Below are 18,318 nucleotides of genomic sequence, written 5' to 3' on the forward strand. Positions count from 1 at the left end.
ACCCTCCATGGGGTCAGTGACCGGGCACGTAACCGCGCTTCTTGTCGACCACGTTGACCAGTGATCTGCCCGCCGCCCACCGCTCGTACAACTGGACGAACTGCGTGCCCAGTTCATCGCGCCAGCCGACCGTGTCCCCGCTCATGTGCGGGGAGACGATCAGCTCCGGCAGGCCCCACAACGGGCTGTCCGCGGGCAGCGGTTCGGCGGCGAACACGTCCAGCGCGGCACCCGCGATCCAGCGCCGGACCAGCGCCTCGGCCAGGGCGTCCTCGTCGACCAGCTGCCCGCGGCCGACGTTCACGAAGAACGCGGAGGGCTGCATCACCCCGAAGCGGCGGGCGTCGAACATGCGGTACGTCTGCTCGGTCAGCGGGGCCGCCGCGATCACCCAGTCAGCGCGGGAGATCAGCCGGTCGAGATCGTCCGGGCCGTGGACACCGGTCCGCGGCACCCGTCCGACCAGCGCCGTCGTCACGCCCAGGGCCTTGAGCATGCGGACGATCGCCCGCCCGATCGGTCCCGAGCCGACCACGCACGCCCGCGTGCCCGCCACCCGCCGGCCCTCCCGATGCCGCCAGGCCCGCTCCCGCTGGAACTCCAGCGTGCGCGGCAGATCCTTGGCGACCGCCAGGACGAGGGCCGCCACGTACTCGGCGATCGGCTGGTCGAAGATCCCGCGCGCGTTGGTGACCACCGTGTCGGACGCGGCCAGCTCCGGGCACATGAGATGGTCCACGCCCGCGCTCGCGGTGTGCACCCAGCGCGGCCTGGGCCCGCCCCCCGGCCAGGCCTCGCGCACGGCGTGCGAGGCGAAGTCCCAGACCAGCAGGGCGTCCGCCGTAGGCAGCCGCTCGGCCAGGTGTGCCGCGTCCGTGTGCACGATCCGGGCACGGCCGGTGAGGCGGCCGAGCCGGGGCGGCGGTTCGGCGTCGAGGACGAGCAGGGTGGGGCGGGTCGGCGGGGTCGGTGTCATGCGGGGCGGCTCCCGGCGTCTGACATGCGCGGATTGACCACGCTCGCACCCGAACCTACCTTCGTCAACACGGGCGTATCCACGATCCGTTGACCACTCGTCTCCCAGCGTGAGGCCGGTGCCGACCATGGACGTCTCCTTTCTCGGCGGTCCCCGCCCCCAGCGCGGGGTCGGCGTGGTGGCTCCCTTCGACTTCGCCCTCGACCGTGAGCTGTGGCGCTGGGTGCCCGACGAGGTGTCGCTGCATCTGACCCGCACCCCGTTCGTGCCGGTCGAGGTGAGCCTGGACCTGGCCCGGCTGGTCAGCGAGCACGAGACGCTCGGCGAAGCCGTGCGCGCGCTGACCGCCGTCGCCCCCGAGGCCGTGGCCTACGCCTGCACCTCCGGCAGCTTCGTCGGCGGGATCGCCGGGGAGCGGGCCATGTGCGAGGCGATGACCCGGGCCGGGGCCCTGCCCTCGGTGACCACCTCCGGGGCCCTGCTGGAGGCGCTCGCGGAGCTGGGCGTCCAGCGGGTCGCGCTGGTCACGCCGTACACGGTGTCCGTGACCCGGGCGCTCCGGGAGTACGTCGCCGAGGCCGGCGTAGGAGTCGCCGGCTGCGCCTTCATGGGGCTGACCCGGCAGATCTGGCAGGTGCCGTACCGGCACGTCGTCGACATGGCGCGGCGGGCGATCCGCCCCGGCGGCGCCGACGCACTGTTCATCTCCTGCACCAATCTGCCGACCTACGACGTCATCCCCCAGCTGGAGGCCGAGCTGCGCATGCCGGTCCTCTCCGCCAACCAGGTCACGATGTGGGCGGCCCTGCGCCGATTGGGTACCCGAGCCGTGGGGCCCTATCAGGCCCTGCTGGACGTGGCCGCACGCGAAAGGCCCGTACTGCCCGAGGAGACGCAGGAAGGCTGGACATGACCGCACTCGGATTTCTCTACCCGGGCCACTCCGCCGAGGACGACTATCCGCGCATGGAGCAGCTCCTGGGCAGCGACATCCGGCTGGACCTGGCCCACACGGACATCGGCGAGGACGCGCACCGGGTGGACGCGCTGCGGGAGATGGGCTCCGCGGAGCGGCTCGCCGCGGGCATGGAGGGGCTGCGGCTGGCCGGTGCCGAGACGGTGGTGTGGGCGTGTACCAGCGGCAGCTTCGTGCACGGCTGGGAGGGCGCCCAGGAGCAGGTGCGGACGCTGGCCCGGCTGGCCGGGATGCCGGCGTCCTCGACGTCGTTCGCCTTCGTGCACGCCGCCCGGGAGCTCGGGGTACGGCGGGTCGCCGTGGGGGCGACCTACCCGGAGGACGTGGCGACGCTGTTCGCGGAGTTCCTGCGGGCCGGGGGGCTGGAGGTGACCGGCACGCGGTCCTCCGGGATCGTGACGGCGGCGGAGGTCGGCACCTGGGAGGAGGAGGACGTGCTCACGCTGGCGCGCGCGGCGGACGTCTCCGACGCGGAGGCGGTGCTGCTGCCGGACACGGCGCTGCACACGGCGGCGCACCTCTCGCTGCTGGAGAAGGCGCTGTCCAAGCCGGTGCTCACGGCCAACCAGGTGACCGTGTGGGAAGGGCTGAGGCTGGCGGACCGACGGGTGAACGCACCGTCACTCGGAAAGCTGTTCACCCGCCAGCCCCTGGTACAGGCCTAGCACCGGCACCCCCGGCCCCGGGGATGCGCCTGTGAACCCCAGGGGGTTCCGCCCCTGGCCCCGGGGGCCCCTGGCCCCTGGGATCCGCCCCTGTACCCCAGCCGGCCCACCCACCATCCGACTCGGCAGGCCGGAAGAGCCTCCGGTAACCGGCTCGGTCGTCAGGGAGGAACCGTCGGGTGCCCCGCCCGGTCGGGGCGTGCGGGCGGTGCCGGAATAAGCGGGGAGTGCCTCCTGTTAAGGCGGGTGGTCAGAGCACGCCACAATCAGGAGGCCCACACCGTGTCGGCAGACGAGATCCGGGGCACGACGCACGGGACCGCCCCCGTCCCCCTCTCCGTACTGGACCTGGTGACCGTCGGCGCGGGCAGTACCGCCACCGACGCCCTGCGCACCAGCGTGGAGCTGTCCCGGCTGGCGGAGTCCCGCGGCTTCCACCGGTACTGGGTCGCCGAGCACCACTCCATGCCCGGCGTCGCCTCGTCCTCGCCCGCCGTGATCCTGGCCCACCTCGCCGCCCACACCGACCGCATCCGGCTCGGTTCGGGCGGCGTCATGCTGCCCAACCACGCCCCGCTGGTGATCGCCGAGCAGTTCGGCACGCTGGAGGCCATCGCCCCGGGCCGCATCGACCTCGGCCTCGGGCGGGCCCCCGGCACCGACGGGGCCACGGCGGCCGCGCTCCGCCGCACCGACACCCTCGACGAGGGCGCGGACGACTTCCCCCAGCAGCTCGCGGAGCTGATCCGGTTCCTGGACGACGACTTCCCCGACGGCCACCCGTACAGCCGTATCCACGCGATCCCCGGCCCGGTCCAGGGCACCGCCCCGGGAGGCGTGCAGTCCCCGCACCGCCCGCCGGTCTGGCTGCTCGGCTCCTCCGGTTTCAGCGCCCGGCTCGCCGGCATGCTCGGCCTGCCGTTCGCCTTCGCGCACCACTTCTCCGCGCAGAACACCGTCCCTGCCCTGGACCTGTACCGGCAGACCTTCCGCCCCTCCGCGGTCCTGGACCAGCCGTACGCCCTCATCGGCGTCTCCGCCCTCGCCACGGACGACGAGCGGGAGGCCCGCCGGCAGACCCGCTCGGTGGCGCTGAACATGCTCCGGCTGCGCACCGGCCGCCCGGGCCTGTTCCCGGACCCCGAGGAGGCCGAGCGGCACGAGTTCAGCCCGATGGAGGAGGAGTTCATCACCTCCTGGAGCGCCAACATCGTGCACGGCACGGCCGACGAGGTCCGGGCCGGCCTGGACGACCTGCAGAAGCGCACGGGCGCCGACGAGCTGATGCTCACCTCCCACGCCCATCGCGGCGCGATCCGCCTGCACTCCTACGAGCTGATCGCGGACGCCTACGGATTGCCGACCGCGTAGGTCTGCTCTCCGAGCAGCTCGGAGATACGATCCGGCGACACCGGGCGGGAGTACAGCCAGCCCTGGCCGGTGTCACAGCCGATCCGGCGCAGCCGGGTGGCCTGCGCCGAGGTCTCCACGCACTCGGCGGTGACGGTCAGGCCGAGACGGTGGGCCAGCTGGATCATCGCCTCCACGATCACCTCGTCGGCCGGGTTGGGGGCGATCGCCTTCTTGTCGCCCTCGTACTGGAAGCCGCGCACGAAGGAGCCGTCCAGCTTCAGGACGGACACCGGCAGGCGGCTCAGATAGGCGAGGTTGGAGTAGCCGGTGCCGAAGTCGTCGATGGCGATGCGCACGCCCATGTCACTGAGGGCCTGCAGGGCCTGCAGCGGGCGGCCCGCCGAGCCCATCACGGCGGACTCGGTCAGCTCCAGCTGCAGCAGGTGCGGGGCGAGCCCGGTCTCGGCGAGGGTCTGCGCCACATCGGCCACCAGGTCGGAGTCCCACACCTGGCGCACGGCCACGTTCACGCTGACGAAGATGGGCGGCTCGCCGGGGTTGTCCAGCTGCCAGCGGCGGGCCTGCCGGCAGGCGGTGGTCAGCGCCCAGCGGCCCAGCTGCACGATCGAGCCGTCCTCCTCGGCCAGTGCGATGAACCGATTCGGCGTCAGGGTGCCGAACTGGGGGTGGTTCCAGCGGATCAGCGCCTCCACCCCGCTGAGCCGCCCGTCCTCCATGCCGACCAGCGGCTGGTACTCCAGGGCGAACTCACCGCGCTCGATGGCGGGACGCAGGGTCGAGGAGAGGGCCTGGCGGGTCATGCGGTGCGCGTTGCGCTCCGGGTCGAACAGCGTCCAGCGGCCCTTGCCGTCCGCCTTCGCCCAGTACAGGGTCGTATCCGCCGCCTGCATCAGGCCGGTCGCCGTCGTACCGGCCGCGTGCCGTTCGACCACGCCGATGGACGCGGTCAGCGACAGCCGCTGACCGGCCAGGTCGAAGGGTTCCCCCAGGGCGGTCAGCGCCGACTCGGCGAGGTCGGCGAGCTGTTCGGTGCCGGTGGAGTCCTCGACGAGCAGGGCGAACTCGTCGCCGCCGAGCCGGGCCACGAGCGGAGTCGCCGCGCGGGCGTATCCGGCCTCGTCGGCGACCCGGGTCAGACGTTCGGCCACGGCCGCGAGCAGCCGGTCGCCGACGCGGTGGCCGAGGGTGTCGTTGACGGCCTTGAACCCGTCGATGTCCAGGTAGCACAGGCCGATCCGGCCGGTGCCGCCCTCCTCGTACGCCTCCGCCTCCAGGGCGGCCGTCAGCCGCTCGAAGAACAGGGTGCGGTTGGGCAGCCGGGTCACCGGGTCGTGCATCTGCAAGTGCCGGAGTCGCGCCTCCAGTTCGCGGCGCGCGCCGATGTCGGTGGCCGAGAGCAGCACGCCGGGCCCCCCGCCGGCCAGCGGGGCGACGGTGATCTGCACCCACAGCGAGTGCCCGTCGGGATGCTTCAGCCGGCGGGCGCAGCGCAGCCTGGCCTGCCGGCCGCGCAGGACCTCGCGGTAGGCGTGCCAGGAGCGGGCGTCCGCGGTCAGGTCGACCAGGTCGGCCGCGACGCGCCCGGTGAGCGCCTGTGGACGGGCGCCCAGCAGCTCGCCGAAGGCGGAGTTGGCGCTGACGACGATGCCCTCGGGGTTCACGACCGCCATGGACAGCGGCGCGGTCGCGAACACACGGTGGTAGGTGCTGTGGTCACTGTCTGTGACGGCTGACCGGTCGAGGTCTGCCGCGGGCGTCGGCCCTTCGGACGTTCCGCTCACCGCTTGCTCCCGCAGTGCACTCGATCTCTGTCCGTGCCGGAAAGTGTGCCGATCATAGAGGCTGGCCCCGGGCCCTTCCAGCCACTCTCCAGTCTCCCGGATGGAGTACGGGTTCTGACAGATCGTTTCTGCCCGCACCTGGACGGGTTCTTCAGGCCCGCGACCAGTTGTGACGTTCCGTGAGTGTTTCGGGGTGTCGGGGCGCCAGCGTGCGCCGGCGCTGTCATGGGGGCGCGCTCACCCTTCTGGTGCAGGCAAACAAGGCATACCGCATTAAAGCGCAGCAATCTGGGTGCTGGTCCCCGCGAACCGCACCCGGAGGTCATGTCCGTGCTCAAGCTGCGCAGCACCGCCGCCGTGTGCACCACGCTGTCGGCGCTCGCCGCGAACTCGATCCTCACCGGCCCGTCGGTCGCCGAGCCGTTCTCGCCGGCCCCCTGCGCCCTGCACCGGACCGAGGCCCACCACTCGGAGGGGGCGGACAGCTGGAACCCGGCCTACGCCCGCCCGACCGGGGCGCTCGACGCGGTGCTGGTCTTCCTCTCCTTCCCGGACGCCACCCCGCGCACCACCCCGGCCGAGCTGACGGCCGACCACTTCCCGGCCACCAGCCGCTATTTCGAGCAGGCCTCCTACGGCAGGTTCACGCTGCGCCCGCATCCGCTGAAGCACTGGCTGCGCATGCCGCGCTCGTCGGAGTCGTACGCCATGAAGCGGGACTGGAGCGCGGAGGACCGGGCGGCCTATCTGCGGGACGCGTTCGCCGTGGCCGACAAGGAGGTCGACTTCTCGCGCTTCCCGGTCGTGTACTTCGTCGCCGACCCGGACGCGCCCGGTGTGGACTCGGACGCCACGAAGGTCGTGAACCTCGATGCGCCCATGCGGGTGGACGGCACGGACATCCGCCGGGTCGTCACCGTGTTCGAGAAGCACCCTCCGGACCGGCTGGTCCTCGCCCACGAGACCGGCCACGTCTTCGACCTGCCCGACCTCTATCACCGGCCGGTCGACGGCAAGGGCGACTGGGACACCTACGTCGGCGACTGGGACCTGATGGGCAGCCAGTTCGGGCTCTCGCCCGACCTGTTCGCCTGGCACAAGTGGCGGCTCGGCTGGCTGGATCCCCGCCAGGTGGCGTGCGTGCGCGGGACCGGGCCGACCCGGCTCACCCTGGAGCCCCTCCCCGCCGGGCCGAACGTCCCGGTGCGGGGCACGGGCGGCGCGCCCGCCTTCGGCCTCGGCAACGGAGTGAAGCTGGCCGTCGTGCGCACCGGTCCGGACAGCGCCCTCGCCTTCGAGGCGCGCGGCACGGCCGGGAACGACCGCGCTTCCTGCCGGCAGGGCGTGCTGGTCTACCGCGTCCGCGGCGGCGCCGAGTCCGGCGGTGGCCCGGTCGAGGTCGTGGACGCCCATCCGCGCACCGAGGCCTGCTGGGAGAACTCCGTCTATCCGCCCCTGGCCGACGCTCCGGTCGCGCTCGGGGAGAGCTTCACCGTGCCGGGAGGGGGCGCGAAGGTGGAGGTGGAGGACCGTACGGCGTCGGGTGCGTGGACGGTGAAGATCACACCGGGCTGACCCGGCCGAGCGGACCGCGCCGGCGCTGCGGAGGGGGGGCCTCGCGGCGCGGGGCGGGCCCCGGAGCGACGGGGCGGAGCGGGGGGACCTGCGGCGCGGTGAGGGGTCCTGCGGCGCGGGGGGAGGCCGCGCGGGGGCCAGGGGTGCGGGGGCCAGGGGTGCGGGTGGGGCCGGGCAAAACAACGATGGCGAGCCGATCCGCGTTTTCCGCAGACAGGACTCGCCATCGCCAACGTGCGCCGCCAGGGACTCGAACCCCGGACCCGCTGATTAAGAGTCAGCTGCTCTAACCAACTGAGCTAGCGGCGCCTGCTGACGTCGTAGACCTTAGCATCCTGATCGGCGGGAGGAAAAATCGATATCCGCACGGCCGCCCGGGCGGCGCGTACGGCCGCCCAGAGCACCACCTCGGGGCCGGGCAGCCAGGGGTGCCGGGTGTCGGGGGCGGCCAGCCAGCGGGAGGTGCCGGGCGCGTCGCCGCCGGTCAGGGCCGGGACGGTCACCGCGTCTCCCGTGCCGTGGCAGAGCAGCGGCGGCACCGCCTCCGCCCGATGGGAGCCCCACTCCTCCCAGGCCAGCAGCGAGGGCAGCCGGTGGGCCGTGCCCGGGGCGGCGAACAGCAGCATGCGGCCCCGGAACACCGCGACCGGGCCCGATCCCGGGCCCTCGTCCCACAGCCGGTCCAGTATCCGGCGCCCGAAGACCGCCGGGGCGCTCACCACGTCGAAGACGGTGCCGCACGGCAGGACGACCGGGGCGTCCGGGTGCTCGTCCCAGAGGGCCAGTGTGCTGCGTGGATGGGTACCTGCCGAGGCGAGCCAGGCGACGCCGTCGGAGGTGGCGCGGGTGACGTTCGGTGTACCGCTCATGACCACTACAAGTACCGGTCGTGAGCACGCGGTTTCGCAGGGTTGCCGAAAGTCGGGACAGCGGGGTGCCGGGAGGAGTATCTTGCCCACCCGGCATATGCCAGACGGGCTAGACGGGGTCCGCCGTCGTCCGGCCCTCGCTGTCGCCCCGCATCAGGCCCTGGCCGAACTCCACCATCTTCTTCGCGTAGTCCTCGGTCCATTCCGCCTGGTCGGCGATGTCCGCCGGGGTCAGCCGGTCGAACCGGCGCGGGTCGGCGAGCTGGGCCGCCGCGACGGCCTGGAACTCCACGGCCCGGTCGGCGGCGGCACGGAACGCCTGGGCCAGCTCCGTGGCACGTGCCAGCAGCGCCCGCGGGTCCTCGATCGACTCCAGGTCGAAGAAGTGCTCGGGGTCGGAGGCGGCCTCCGCCGGCTCGAACAGCAGGGGCGCGGGGCGTAGCCGCGGTTCGTCACGACGCGGCGTGGGCTCCGCCATGTCTCGTCCTCCTCGTACGGTTCGCTGGGCGCCGCCTTCAGGTGGGCCACCGTCCATTGTCTCGCGCTCACGCAAGGGGCTCTCAGGGCCGCAGGTTCACACGGTGTTCCGCCAGGTGGGCGAGGACCGCGTGATTCGCCTCCCAGCCGTCCGGGAACTTCACCAGAGTGCCCAGCTGGACCGGTTCCGTGGAGGGGTAGTCGTCCAGGAGGTCGCCCACGCCGGCCCGGCAGACCACGATGCACGCGTGCCGGTGCCGGGAGGCCAGGACACACAGGCGGCCGGTCTCCAGATGGAACGCGGTGGCGTCGGGGCGGCCGGAGAGCGGGTGCAGGACGACCGTGACGTCGTACTCGCGGCCCTGCAGACGGTTCGCGGTGTCGACCGTCACGTCGGACACTCCGAGTCCGGTCAGGGCGGCGCGGATCGCCGCCGCCTGGTCGCGGTGGGCCGTGCCGACGGCGATGCGGTCGGCGGTCAGGGGCGCCGGATCCGGTGCGCGCTCCGAGACGGCCGCGCCGCCCCGGTCCAGCAGGCGGCGGACGACGGCCGCCACCGCCCGCACCGCCTCGGGATCCGTGCGCGGGGTGTGGCGGGCGGGCAGTTCCAGCAGGCCCCACCCGGACCGCGCCGCCTCGTCGATCACCCGGTCCGGGCCGGAGCCGTCGGAGGGGACCGCGAAGCGCAGACGGCGGTCGCCGTGGTCGGTGCCGCTGCGGAACGGCGTGTACGGGTAGAAGGCGTCCGAGACCAGGCGGGCCGCCGAAGCGGGCAGCCGCCAGGAGACCGGCAGGCGGTGCTGGGGCAGCGCCGGATTGTGGGCCAGCAGGGTGCTGACCGCGGAGGCCGACGGGTCGTACGACAGGCCCGCCCACTGCTCACTGCCGACGATCGTGAACGGGTCCAGCTGCCCCGGGTCGCCCACGAACAGCGCGCGCTCGAACAGGCCGGCCACGGCGAGCAGGGAGTCCGAGCGCATCTGGTACGCCTCGTCCACGATCGCGTGCCGCCAGGGCTCGTCCGCCTTCACATGGGCCCACTTGGCGGCCGTGGACAGGACGACCGAAAGGCCGTTCAGGTCGGCCGCCTTCGCCGACGTACGGACGTTCGGCAGGTCGTCCAGCGCCTTGTCGTACGCGTCGGTGTCGCTGCTGTGCAGGCGGCCCACCGGCAGATCCGGGCTCTTCTCGGCCAGCCGCAGGACCAGGTCGTCCACCTGGGCGTTGGTCTGCGCCACCACCATCAACGAACGGCCCGCCCCGGCCAGTTCGAGGGCCGCGCGGACCACCAGGGTGGACTTGCCCGCCCCCGGCGGGGAGTCGACGACCACGCCGCGCTCGGTGCCGTGCAGGGTGTCGTGCAGGATCGCGTCGGTGGCGCGGGCGGCCTCGGCCGCGGGGTCGAAGTCGACGCTCCTCACAGCACGTCCTCCTCGGTGACGGTGTCGGGGCTCTCCGCGGCCGGCTCGCCCGGCGGGCCGCCGTGCGTCCACGGCGTCTCCTCCGGGCCGGGCAGCTTCGCCCCGCCCCGCTGCTCGTGCTCGAAGAGGGTGAAGCAGATCCGGTCGCCCTTCTCCGGTACCGAACCGGGCTCCGGCTCCTTGCCGCGGCCCATCTTGTCCATGATCCGCAGCACCAGCACGCTCCCGTCGGCCGCGCCTCCGTACGGCGCGCCTGCGTCGGGCGCGCGCCTGTCGTGCGCGCCCCCGTCCGCCGCCGTCTCGTCCGCCGTGCCCCCGACCGCCGTGCTCCCGACCTCCGTGCCACCGACCTCCGTGGTCTCGTCCGCCGCGGTGGTCCGGGGTGTGGTCTCGTGGCCGACGAACTCCGCCGACTGGGGCTTGCCGCCCAGCGAGCGGTACACCCGTGCGCGCTCCGCGAGGTGCGGCCGGTCGTCCGTGCGGACCGTCACCAGGGGACGCGGGCTCGGCCGCTTGCCCTCGCTGTACGTCATCACGACGTCGATCACCTCGCCCGCGAAGGCCTCACCGGCCAGCCGCCGCCCCGCCATCACCAGCGGGTCGTCCAGCGCCTCCTGCGCCTCCAGACGTGCCTGCTCGCGCTCGCGCGTGGCCAGCTTGTTCGCCGCCGTCACCGCGTCGTCCCGGCGCGGCTGCGGCGGCTCACCGGCGAGCACCCGGTCGCGGTGACCGGTGAACGACCAGCGGTCACGGGTCCAGCGCTCCTCGACGTGCGCACCCGCCGGCAGCGCCCGCAGCAGGTCGACACCCCGCCACACCGCGTCCCAGGCCGGCCGGGCGCGGCTGTCGACCAGCTCGCGGATCTCCCGCTCGGCCACGGTGAGCGCGGCGAGCCGGTCGTCCGCGTCCAGCGGGTCCTCGGCGGCGGCGAGGGCGGTACGCGCCCGGTCGTACCGCTCGATGGCCGGGGCCAGCAGCTTGTTGTCGAAGGCCGGGTCGGTGGCCGGACCGGCCGGCGGGCAGAGCAGCTGCCCCGCCGGGTCCCGCTCCAGCTCGGCCCGCCGGGCGGCCTCGGCGCCGCTCGTGCCCCCGGGCGGGTCGATCCAGGCGAGCAGCGCGCCCAGGTGCTGGTCCTCCAGGCCGGACTGGCCGGTCGCCCAGTGCCGGCCGAGCACGTCGGTCAGGGCGAGCAGCAGGGACGAGCCGGGGACCCGGGCCCGCTCGCCGTAATGGGTCAGCCACCGGCCGAGCAACGGCACCCGGGGCGGCGCCGGGTAGGGAGCCTCGGGGTCCTGCTCGGCGGTGCGGCGGAACCGGGTCGAACGGCCGAGCAGCCGTACGAGATCCAGGCCCGCGCGGCTCGGCACCAGCAGCTGGGGCGCGTCCGCGCACAGCTCGGCCTCGACCTTGACCCGCTTGCCGGTCTCCGGGTCGGTCTCGGTGCGCTCGGCCGCCTCCACGGACTCGGCGTGGGAGTCGATGTACGGCAGGAGGACGTCGGCCAGTTCGGCGAGGAACGCGAAGCGCAGGTCGCGGTCGCGGGGCTGCGGTACGACGAGCAGGCGGGGCGCGTCCCGGTCGGTGCCGACCAGCGCGCCGAGCGGGGCACCCGCCTCACCGGCGGTGGTGAGCGGCACGAACACCAGCGGGCGGTCGGACAGATGCCGGTGGCGGACGGTCGCGGCGGGCTGGGCCCGGCCGCTGCTGACGGCCTCGAGGCGGGCGAGGGTGGTGATCAGGGACACCCGGCCACCTCCGCCGGGGCCGCGTCACGCGGGTCCGCCGTCCGGCCGGCCGCACGGAGGGCTTCCGCGCGCAGTGCCGCCGCCCGGCGCAGCGCCGCCACCGCCGGATCGTCCGGGTCTCCGCTCTCGCCACGGGCCGCGGCCAGGACCTCCTCGACCGTGGCCAGACCGCCCAGTTCGGCGCGCAGGGGCCGGCCGAGGCGGGTGACGGCGCCGGCCTCGCGGGAGCGTTCCCGGCAGTGGAAGGCCAGTTCGCAGGCGGACAGGCATTCGGGCGCGTACGTCGCCGGCACCGCCGCGACGGCTGCCGTCAGTTCCTCGGCGGGCCGGTCGGGCGCGAAGCAGGTGCCCTCGGGCAGGGACCCGGCGATCTCCTCGATGCGGGTGAGCCGGGCGAGCTGGCGCGCGGTGACCGCGCGCTGCTTGCGGACGTCCACGGCGCGGCCCGCGGGCAGGTTGGAGAAGTCCTTGGGACACACCAGCAGCACCCGGTGGTGCACGCGTGGGGCGGCGGCGAGGCGGGCGGCGACCTCCTCCAGTGCGAGCACGTACACCGCGGACTGCCGGGCGGCCGCGCCGACTTTCGCCGGGTCCGCGGAGCCGTCCAGCATCGGGAAGGACTTGATCTCCACCACCGACCAGGCGCCGTCCGGGTGCACCACCACCGCGTCCGGCTCCAGGAAGGCGAGCGAACCCGCCACGTCCAGGGCCAGCATCGGATGGTCCAGCAGCGTCCAGCCGCCCGCGCTCGTGGCCTCGCGCAGCGCCAGTGCCGTACGCGCCGTGCGGCCCTCGGGGCCGTGCGCCGTCAGGTCGGGTACGGCGGCCCCCTCCGGCGCGGGGGCGCCCGGGTCGAGGTGGGCGTGCGCCAGCCGCAGCAGCTCCGCGCCGCCGTCCGCCTTCACCTTCGCCTCGAACGCGTTGCCCCGGGTCAGCGCGAACTGCGACTGACCGAAGCCGGACGGCGCGCCCAGCGCACTCGCCAGCCGCGCCTTGTCCACCCCGGCGCCGTCCAGGATCGCCCGCCTGCGGCACCCGGGGTTCGCGGCGAGCGCCGCGAGGGCGCGCGCGTCCAGGGCCTTGGCCGGTACGTCGGGACCGCGCAGCTCAGCGAGCCGGTGCCGGAGCCCCTTCGCCCGCGTCCGCGGGGGAGGAGTCCGGTTCGCCTCCGGCGTCGAGCTGCGACGCGCGCTGCCGTGGAATTCGCTCACCCGCGGAAGTCTGGCATCCGGCACTGACAATCGGGGAACCCGTGCCCTCCGTGACAGGTGCGGCGGGCGAGAGCAGCCGTGCCCGGAGCGGCTCCACGGCCCGCAGCAGCAGCGGTGCCAGCAGCAGGCCCACGCCCATCACGGCGACGCCCGCGGCCGCGTCCAGGAAGTAGTGGTTGGCCGTGCCCATGACGACGAGGGCGGTCAGCAGCGGATAGGCCACGCCCAGGATCTTCGTCGGCCGTGTGCCGCCGTACCGCCACAGCATCACGCCGCACCACAGCGCCCAGCCGACGTGCAGGCTGGGCATGGCCGCGTACTGGTTGGTCATGGCGCCCATGCCGCGCGGCGCGCTGGCCTCGCCGCCCCACCAGCCGTACGAGCTGTACTGGGCCATCGTGTCCACGAAGCCGTGTCCGGGCGAGAGCAGCCGGGGCGGACAGGTCGGCAGCAGCGTGAAGCCGATCAGGCCGATGAACGTGGACGTCATCAGCCAGGTGCGGGCCGCCCGGTAGTGCCGGGCACGGGCGCGGAACAGCCAGACCAGGACGGCGGGCGTGACCAGGTAGTGCAGCGAGGCGTACCAGAAGTCGGCCGGCACCCCGAGCCAGGGCTCGCGCGTGAACAGGCGGTTGAGCGGGTGCTCGGCGTTCAGGCGCAGCACCTTCTCGATGCGCAGGATCGCCAGGCCGTGGTCGACGGCGCCGGTGACGTCGCCGCGCGCGAGGAGACGGCCGGCCGAGTAGCAGCCGTAGACCAGGAGGATCAGTGGCAGCTCGGTCCACCAGCGCAACCGGGGACGGGCGGCCACCTCGGTGTCCGGTGTCTCGGTCTGCGACATCAGATCGCCCCTCCCCCTTCTGCTGTGCGGCGCCCCGGCGAGGCGACCGTGCCACTTTACGGTGTCCTTAGACCGCCCTTGAGGGGGGCCGTTCCGGCCCACGCGGGCTCAGTCCTCGAAGACGTCGGGACGGCCCGCCGGGTTGCCCCGCCCAGGCGTGAGCGATCTCGCCCGCCGGACCGGGCCGGCACAGGGGCGAGCGCCGCCGCCCGCCGGGCCGTGCCGGCGCGGGGTGGCCGCCGCCCGCCGGGCCGTGGCGGGTGGCGGTGGGCGATGATGGAGGGATCCCGTCCGCTTGGTCTCCGTTCGATCCTCGCGGCGCCCCGTGAGGCGCCCCCTTTCCGGAAAGGTCTCCCATGGCACCGCGCATCCTGCTGGCCCGGCACGGACAGACGGCGTGGTCGCTGTCCGGCAAGCACACCGGCAGGACGGACGTGCCGTTGCTGGAGGAGGGCCGGCGCGGGGCCAAGCTGCTCGGCGAGCGGCTGCACCGTGCTCCGCTGGACGGGCTGGCGCAGGCGGACGTGCGGACCAGTCCGCTGTCCCGCGCGCGTGAGACGTGCGAACTCGCCGGCTTCGGCGACCGTGCCACCACGTGGGACACGCTCATGGAGTGGGACTACGGGGCGTACGAGGGCATGACCCCGGCCGAGATCCAGGCCGTCCGGCCCGGGTGGCTGATCTGGCGGGACGGGGTGCCCGAGGGCGAGAGCCTGGCCGAGGTGACCGCCCGCGCCGACGAGGTGGTGTCATGGGCGCGCTCGGCCGACCGCGACGTGCTGGTCTTCGCCCACGGCCACATCCTGCGCTCGATCGGCGCGCGCTGGCTGGGCCAGCCGCTGGCCTTCGCCGCCCGCATCCGCCTCAACCCGACCTCGCTGTCCGTACTCGGCTGGGCATACGGAGAACCGGCGATCGAAAGCTGGAACGACACCGGCCACCTGCCGTCCTGACCCCCGGCACGGCAACCCCCTGGAGGCACGGGGAACCGCGCGCGGGGGCAACCCTCCAGGGGCGCGGGGAACTGCGCGACCGGCCACGTCGGAGCCGCGGACGGCCGTCTTCGCGCCGCGCCCCCCGGCACGGCGACCGAGCCGCGCCACGAAGCGTGCGCGGGGGCAACCCTCCAGGGGCGCGGGGAACTGCGCGACCGGCCACGTCGGAGCCGCGGACGGCCGTCTTCGCGCCGCGCCCCCCGGCACGGCGACCGAGCCGCGCCACGAAGCGTGCGCGGGGGCAACCCTCCAGGGGCGCGGGGAACTGCGCGACCGGCCACGACGGGCCCGCGGACGGCGACTGCGTGTGGCCCGCCGGGACTACGGCCGTCCCGTCCTGGGCGTGGACGCATGCCGGTCCAAGAACTCCGTCACTCCCGAGGCCCGCCGGTGCGGCAGCAGGACCCTCGCCGTGCCCGCGAGCATCGTCTGGATGCGCGACGACTGGACCTGCTCCAGCAGCGCCAGCACGCGCAGCCCCGCCTCGGCCGCCTCGTCGGGACGACCTTCGCGGGCGAGGTCGTCGGCCAGCTCCGCGGTGTAGAGCGCGATGTTGCGGCTGAAGTGCGGATCCTGCAGCTGGGCCGCCCGGCGCGCGTGCCGGGACGCGCGCCGCCAGTCGCCCAGTGTGGACCAGCACTGCGCCTCCAGCCCCTCCAGCTCGGCCTCTCCGTAGAAACTCATCCACTCGGGATCGGCGTCCGAGCGGCCCCGCGCGAAAAGGGCCTGCGCCCGGACCAGTGCCTGCTCGCAGCCGGTGCGGTCGGCCAGGCCCGCCCAGCCGCCCGCCTCGCGCAGCGCGAGCAGCGACATCAGGCGCGCGGAGCCCAGGGGACGCGCTGCGCGCTGCGCGGCCTGCGCGGCCCGCACCGCCTCCCGGGGCCGCCCGGCGTCCCGGGCCAGGAACGCGGTGTTGCAGAAGGCGTGCGCCTCCAGCCCCGGATCCCCGGTCATCCGGGACGTGGCCAGCGCCTCCGCGTAGTGCGAGCGGGCGTCGTCGAAGCGGCCGGAGTCGTGGGCCAGCCAGCCCACGGAGATGGCGAGTTCACCGGCGCCCGTGTGCAGCCGGTCGGCGGTGGTCTGCCGGGTCGCGCCGGCGTCCAGCAGCGCGAAGGCCGCGCGCAGCGGAGCCGCCGCGCGCCGGTAGAGACCGTCCGCGCCGTGCCGGTCGTCGAGCAGCCGGATGCGGCGGACGGCCTCCTCCAGGGCGGTCGCCTCGGAGCTTCCCGGCCGCCGCGACGGCCGGGCCGCGGCCACCGCGTCCTTGGTGAGCCCCAGCGGGCCCAACGTGGCGGCGGCCACTGTGGCACCGCCGCCGCTCATGAATGCGCGACGCAGCACGTCGCTCTCCTCGTGGTTCAGGTGGTCTTTCGCGTACGGCTCGTGCGGGTCGTACGGGTCCTGCATGTCATACGGCTCGAACGCCCCCCTCGTCTCAAGGGTCCGGCCGGCCTCGGCGGCCTCACGCGTCCCGCAGACGGTGAGCGCCCCCGATGCCTCGGAGGCGTCCGCCGCGGTGCGCGCGGTCCGTCCGCGGACGGACGAACGCGGCGAGAAGCCGAGGTCGGTGAGCGTGCGGCCGGGGAACATGTGCAGGAACACCCGCTCGTACGCGTAGTTGGGGCAGCGGATCTCGCCCGCCTCGACCCGGCCGACATAGCGCGCGTCGCAGCACACCCGCTCACCGATCTCGCGTGCAGCACGCCGTACGAGCGCCGCGAACTCCGCCGGTGAGCGCCTGCCGCGCAGTCGCCGGAAGGCGAGGTTCGGCCGGGGTGGCCGTTCGGGCTGGGACGAGGTCACGGTTGACGACGCCATGGCCGGGTCCTCTCGTGCGAACCGTCGAACCATGCCGGTGCCGGGGCGGGTTCGGGACGAGTTGTCCGTGTGACGCCCTGGTTCCGGCGGGCATGAACGTACCTGCTGTGAAGGACCCGCCACGCAGTGTTTGGCTACAAATCGGATATCTCATGCGAGATCTGCCATGAAGTGCCATCCTTTGCGGCGCACTTGTGCCGTAGCCGTTGACGCGCTCGCGCGTTTAAGTCCATGGACCGCAACAGGGCTGTGTGGTGGAGGCCGGCATGGCGACCAGCCAGAGCAACGAACCTTGTACGTCACCGCTGTCGGCACCCTCGCCGGGGGCGGGCGACACCGGATGCGACCTCGTGACGGTGTCGGCCCGGCAGGGACTGGAGGCGGTCGACATCCTGCGGCGCGGGGCCGCGGACGCGGTGGGCCCCGTCCTGCACGACGGCGGCTGCGACACCCTCGGCTTCCTGGTGCCGGCCGGCACGGCGGCCTGCTGGGACGTGCCGGGCAGCACCTGCACCGAGACGGACGGCCGCGGACTGCGGCTGAACCCCGAGCCGCCGGTGGAGGGCTCCGACTGGCTGCTGCCGCCCGGCGAGGCCGATCTGGCCACCGATCCGGTGGTGCTGCGCCGGGCCCTCGGCGAGGCGGCCCGGATGATCGAGGCGGCCGACAGCTGCCGGTGAGGCGCCGGCCGCGGCCACCTGCGAAAATGGACCGATGGGCAGGTCCAGGAACTCGCGGCGCAGGTCGGCCGCCGTCGAAGCCGTCGTCGAGGCGGTCGACGGCGGGCTCGCGCAGCTCGTGCCGGACCCCGAGCGCGGCCGGGCCTGGACGCTGCTGATCGACGGGGCGCCGCAATCGCACGTCGATCTGGACGACCCCGGGTACCTCTCCTTCGAGTACCAGCGCCGCCTCGGCCATGTCATCGACCTCGTCGCTCCCACGGGGAAGCCCGTACACGCCGTGCATCTGGGCGGTGGCGCCTTCACCCTCGCCCGCTACCTCGCCGCGACCCGGCCCCGCTCCACCCAGCAGGTCGTCGAACGGGACGCCGGGCTGGTCCAACTGGTCCGCAGGGAACTGCCGCTGGATCCGAACGCGCGGATCCGGGTGCGGTCGGCGGACGCCCGGGCCGGCCTCGCCAAAGTGCCCGACGGCTGGGCCGACCTGGTCATCGCCGACGTCTTCAGTGGCGCCCGCACCCCGGCCCACCTCACCTCCGTCGAGTTCCTGGACGAGGTCCGCCGGGCCCTGAAACCCTCCGGGGTGTACGCGGCCAACCTCGCGGACGGCCCGCCCCTCGCCCATCTGCGCGGCCAGATCGCCACCGCCGCCGCCCGGTTCGGCGAACTCGCGCTGATCGCCGACGCGGCCGTACTGCGTGGCAAGCGCTTCGGCAACGCCGTCCTGGTCGCCTCCGACCTGCCGCTGCCCCTCGCCGAACTCACCCGCCGCGCCGCCTCCGATCCGCACCCCGCGCGGGTCGAACACGGCAGGCGGCTCACCGACTTCAGCGGCGGCGCGCTCCCCGTGACGGACGAGGCGGCCGTCGCCTCCCCGGCCCCGCCGCCCTCGGTGTTCCGCTGACCTGCCCGGG

At 74.2% G+C, this 18,318-nt stretch carries 16 protein-coding genes and 1 tRNA gene; 7 read left to right on the top strand and 10 right to left on the bottom strand.

Going from position 1 to position 18,318, the window contains the following annotated elements:
• Positions 1-13: 13 nt before the first annotated feature.
• Positions 14-976, bottom strand: coding sequence for a D-2-hydroxyacid dehydrogenase (locus ACGFT2_RS33115; RefSeq protein ID WP_393285747.1), 963 nt, complete (start codon positions 974-976; stop codon positions 14-16).
• A gap of 127 nt (positions 977-1,103) precedes the next feature.
• On the opposite strand from ACGFT2_RS33115, the gene ACGFT2_RS33120 reads away from it, so the two are divergent.
• The 3 genes from ACGFT2_RS33120 (at position 1,104) to ACGFT2_RS33130 (ending at position 3,988) form a co-directional block, all read left to right on the top strand.
• Entirely contained in the window at positions 1,104-1,889 is a 786-nt protein-coding gene (locus ACGFT2_RS33120; RefSeq protein WP_393285933.1) for an aspartate/glutamate racemase family protein, read from the top strand.
• Entirely contained in the window at positions 1,886-2,617 is a 732-nt protein-coding gene (locus ACGFT2_RS33125) for a decarboxylase (protein ID WP_393285750.1), read from the top strand. Before ACGFT2_RS33120 ends, ACGFT2_RS33125 begins: the two co-directional genes overlap by 4 nt.
• Before the next feature lie 282 nt (positions 2,618-2,899).
• Positions 2,900-3,988, top strand: coding sequence for an LLM class flavin-dependent oxidoreductase (locus ACGFT2_RS33130; protein WP_393285753.1), 1,089 nt, complete (start codon positions 2,900-2,902; stop codon positions 3,986-3,988).
• Here the strand turns inward: ACGFT2_RS33130 and ACGFT2_RS33135 are convergent.
• The gene (locus ACGFT2_RS33135; RefSeq protein ID WP_393285756.1) at positions 3,967-5,772 is read right to left on the bottom strand and encodes a putative bifunctional diguanylate cyclase/phosphodiesterase; all 1,806 of its coding nucleotides are present in this window, start codon (positions 5,770-5,772) and stop codon (positions 3,967-3,969) included. The two genes, ACGFT2_RS33130 and ACGFT2_RS33135, sit on opposite strands and share 22 nt — an antisense overlap.
• A gap of 324 nt (positions 5,773-6,096) precedes the next feature.
• Here ACGFT2_RS33135 and ACGFT2_RS33140 point away from each other — a divergent pair, with 324 nt between their 5' ends.
• A complete protein-coding gene (locus ACGFT2_RS33140; protein ID WP_393285759.1) occupies positions 6,097-7,347 on the top strand; it encodes a M6 family metalloprotease domain-containing protein in 1,251 nt (416 codons plus the stop codon).
• A gap of 235 nt (positions 7,348-7,582) precedes the next feature.
• Here ACGFT2_RS33140 and ACGFT2_RS33145 read toward each other — a convergent pair.
• The 7 genes from ACGFT2_RS33145 to ACGFT2_RS33175 form a co-directional block, all read right to left on the bottom strand.
• Positions 7,583-7,656: transfer RNA gene (locus ACGFT2_RS33145), tRNA-Lys, on the bottom strand.
• Positions 7,647-8,216 carry a bifunctional DNA primase/polymerase gene (locus ACGFT2_RS33150; RefSeq protein ID WP_393285762.1) on the bottom strand — a complete coding sequence of 190 codons (570 nt, stop codon included), beginning with the start codon at positions 8,214-8,216 and terminating at the stop codon, positions 7,647-7,649. The genes ACGFT2_RS33145 and ACGFT2_RS33150 overlap by 10 nt, the downstream gene beginning before the upstream one ends.
• Positions 8,217-8,325: 109 nt before the next feature.
• Positions 8,326-8,694 carry a hypothetical protein gene (locus ACGFT2_RS33155; RefSeq protein WP_393285765.1) on the bottom strand — a complete coding sequence of 123 codons (369 nt, stop codon included), beginning with the start codon at positions 8,692-8,694 and terminating at the stop codon, positions 8,326-8,328.
• A gap of 82 nt (positions 8,695-8,776) precedes the next feature.
• Positions 8,777-10,114: an AAA domain-containing protein gene (locus ACGFT2_RS33160; protein WP_393285768.1), complete on the bottom strand. Its 1,338-nt coding sequence runs from the start codon at positions 10,112-10,114 to the stop codon at positions 8,777-8,779.
• A complete protein-coding gene (locus tag ACGFT2_RS33165) occupies positions 10,111-11,859 on the bottom strand; it encodes a hypothetical protein (protein WP_393285771.1) in 1,749 nt (582 codons plus the stop codon). The genes ACGFT2_RS33160 and ACGFT2_RS33165 overlap by 4 nt, the downstream gene beginning before the upstream one ends.
• Positions 11,850-13,070, bottom strand: a complete 1,221-nt coding sequence (locus ACGFT2_RS33170; RefSeq protein ID WP_393285774.1) for a hypothetical protein — start codon at positions 13,068-13,070, stop codon at positions 11,850-11,852. The genes ACGFT2_RS33165 and ACGFT2_RS33170 overlap by 10 nt, the downstream gene beginning before the upstream one ends.
• Positions 12,967-13,911, bottom strand: coding sequence for a phosphatase PAP2 family protein (locus ACGFT2_RS33175; RefSeq protein WP_393285777.1), 945 nt, complete (start codon positions 13,909-13,911; stop codon positions 12,967-12,969). Before ACGFT2_RS33175 ends, ACGFT2_RS33170 begins: the two co-directional genes overlap by 104 nt.
• Before the next feature lie 356 nt (positions 13,912-14,267).
• On the opposite strand from ACGFT2_RS33175, the gene ACGFT2_RS33180 reads away from it, so the two are divergent.
• The gene (locus ACGFT2_RS33180; RefSeq protein ID WP_393285780.1) at positions 14,268-14,864 is read left to right on the top strand and encodes a histidine phosphatase family protein; all 597 of its coding nucleotides are present in this window, start codon (positions 14,268-14,270) and stop codon (positions 14,862-14,864) included.
• A gap of 363 nt (positions 14,865-15,227) precedes the next feature.
• On the opposite strand, the gene ACGFT2_RS33185 is transcribed toward ACGFT2_RS33180, so the two are convergent.
• Positions 15,228-16,724: a hypothetical protein gene (locus ACGFT2_RS33185; RefSeq protein ID WP_393285783.1), complete on the bottom strand. Its 1,497-nt coding sequence runs from the start codon at positions 16,722-16,724 to the stop codon at positions 15,228-15,230.
• A gap of 266 nt (positions 16,725-16,990) precedes the next feature.
• Between ACGFT2_RS33185 and ACGFT2_RS33190 the strand changes: the two genes are divergently transcribed.
• Both ACGFT2_RS33190 and ACGFT2_RS33195 read left to right on the top strand, forming a co-directional pair.
• A complete protein-coding gene (locus ACGFT2_RS33190) occupies positions 16,991-17,404 on the top strand; it encodes a hypothetical protein (protein WP_393285786.1) in 414 nt (137 codons plus the stop codon).
• Between the two features lie 34 nt (positions 17,405-17,438).
• Positions 17,439-18,308: a spermidine synthase gene (locus tag ACGFT2_RS33195; RefSeq protein ID WP_393285789.1), complete on the top strand. Its 870-nt coding sequence runs from the start codon at positions 17,439-17,441 to the stop codon at positions 18,306-18,308.
• Positions 18,309-18,318: the final 10 nt, after the last annotated feature.

It is taken from the genome of Streptomyces sp. NPDC048514 (assembly GCF_043199955.1).
Classification (GTDB): Bacteria; Actinomycetota; Actinomycetes; order Streptomycetales; family Streptomycetaceae; genus Streptomyces.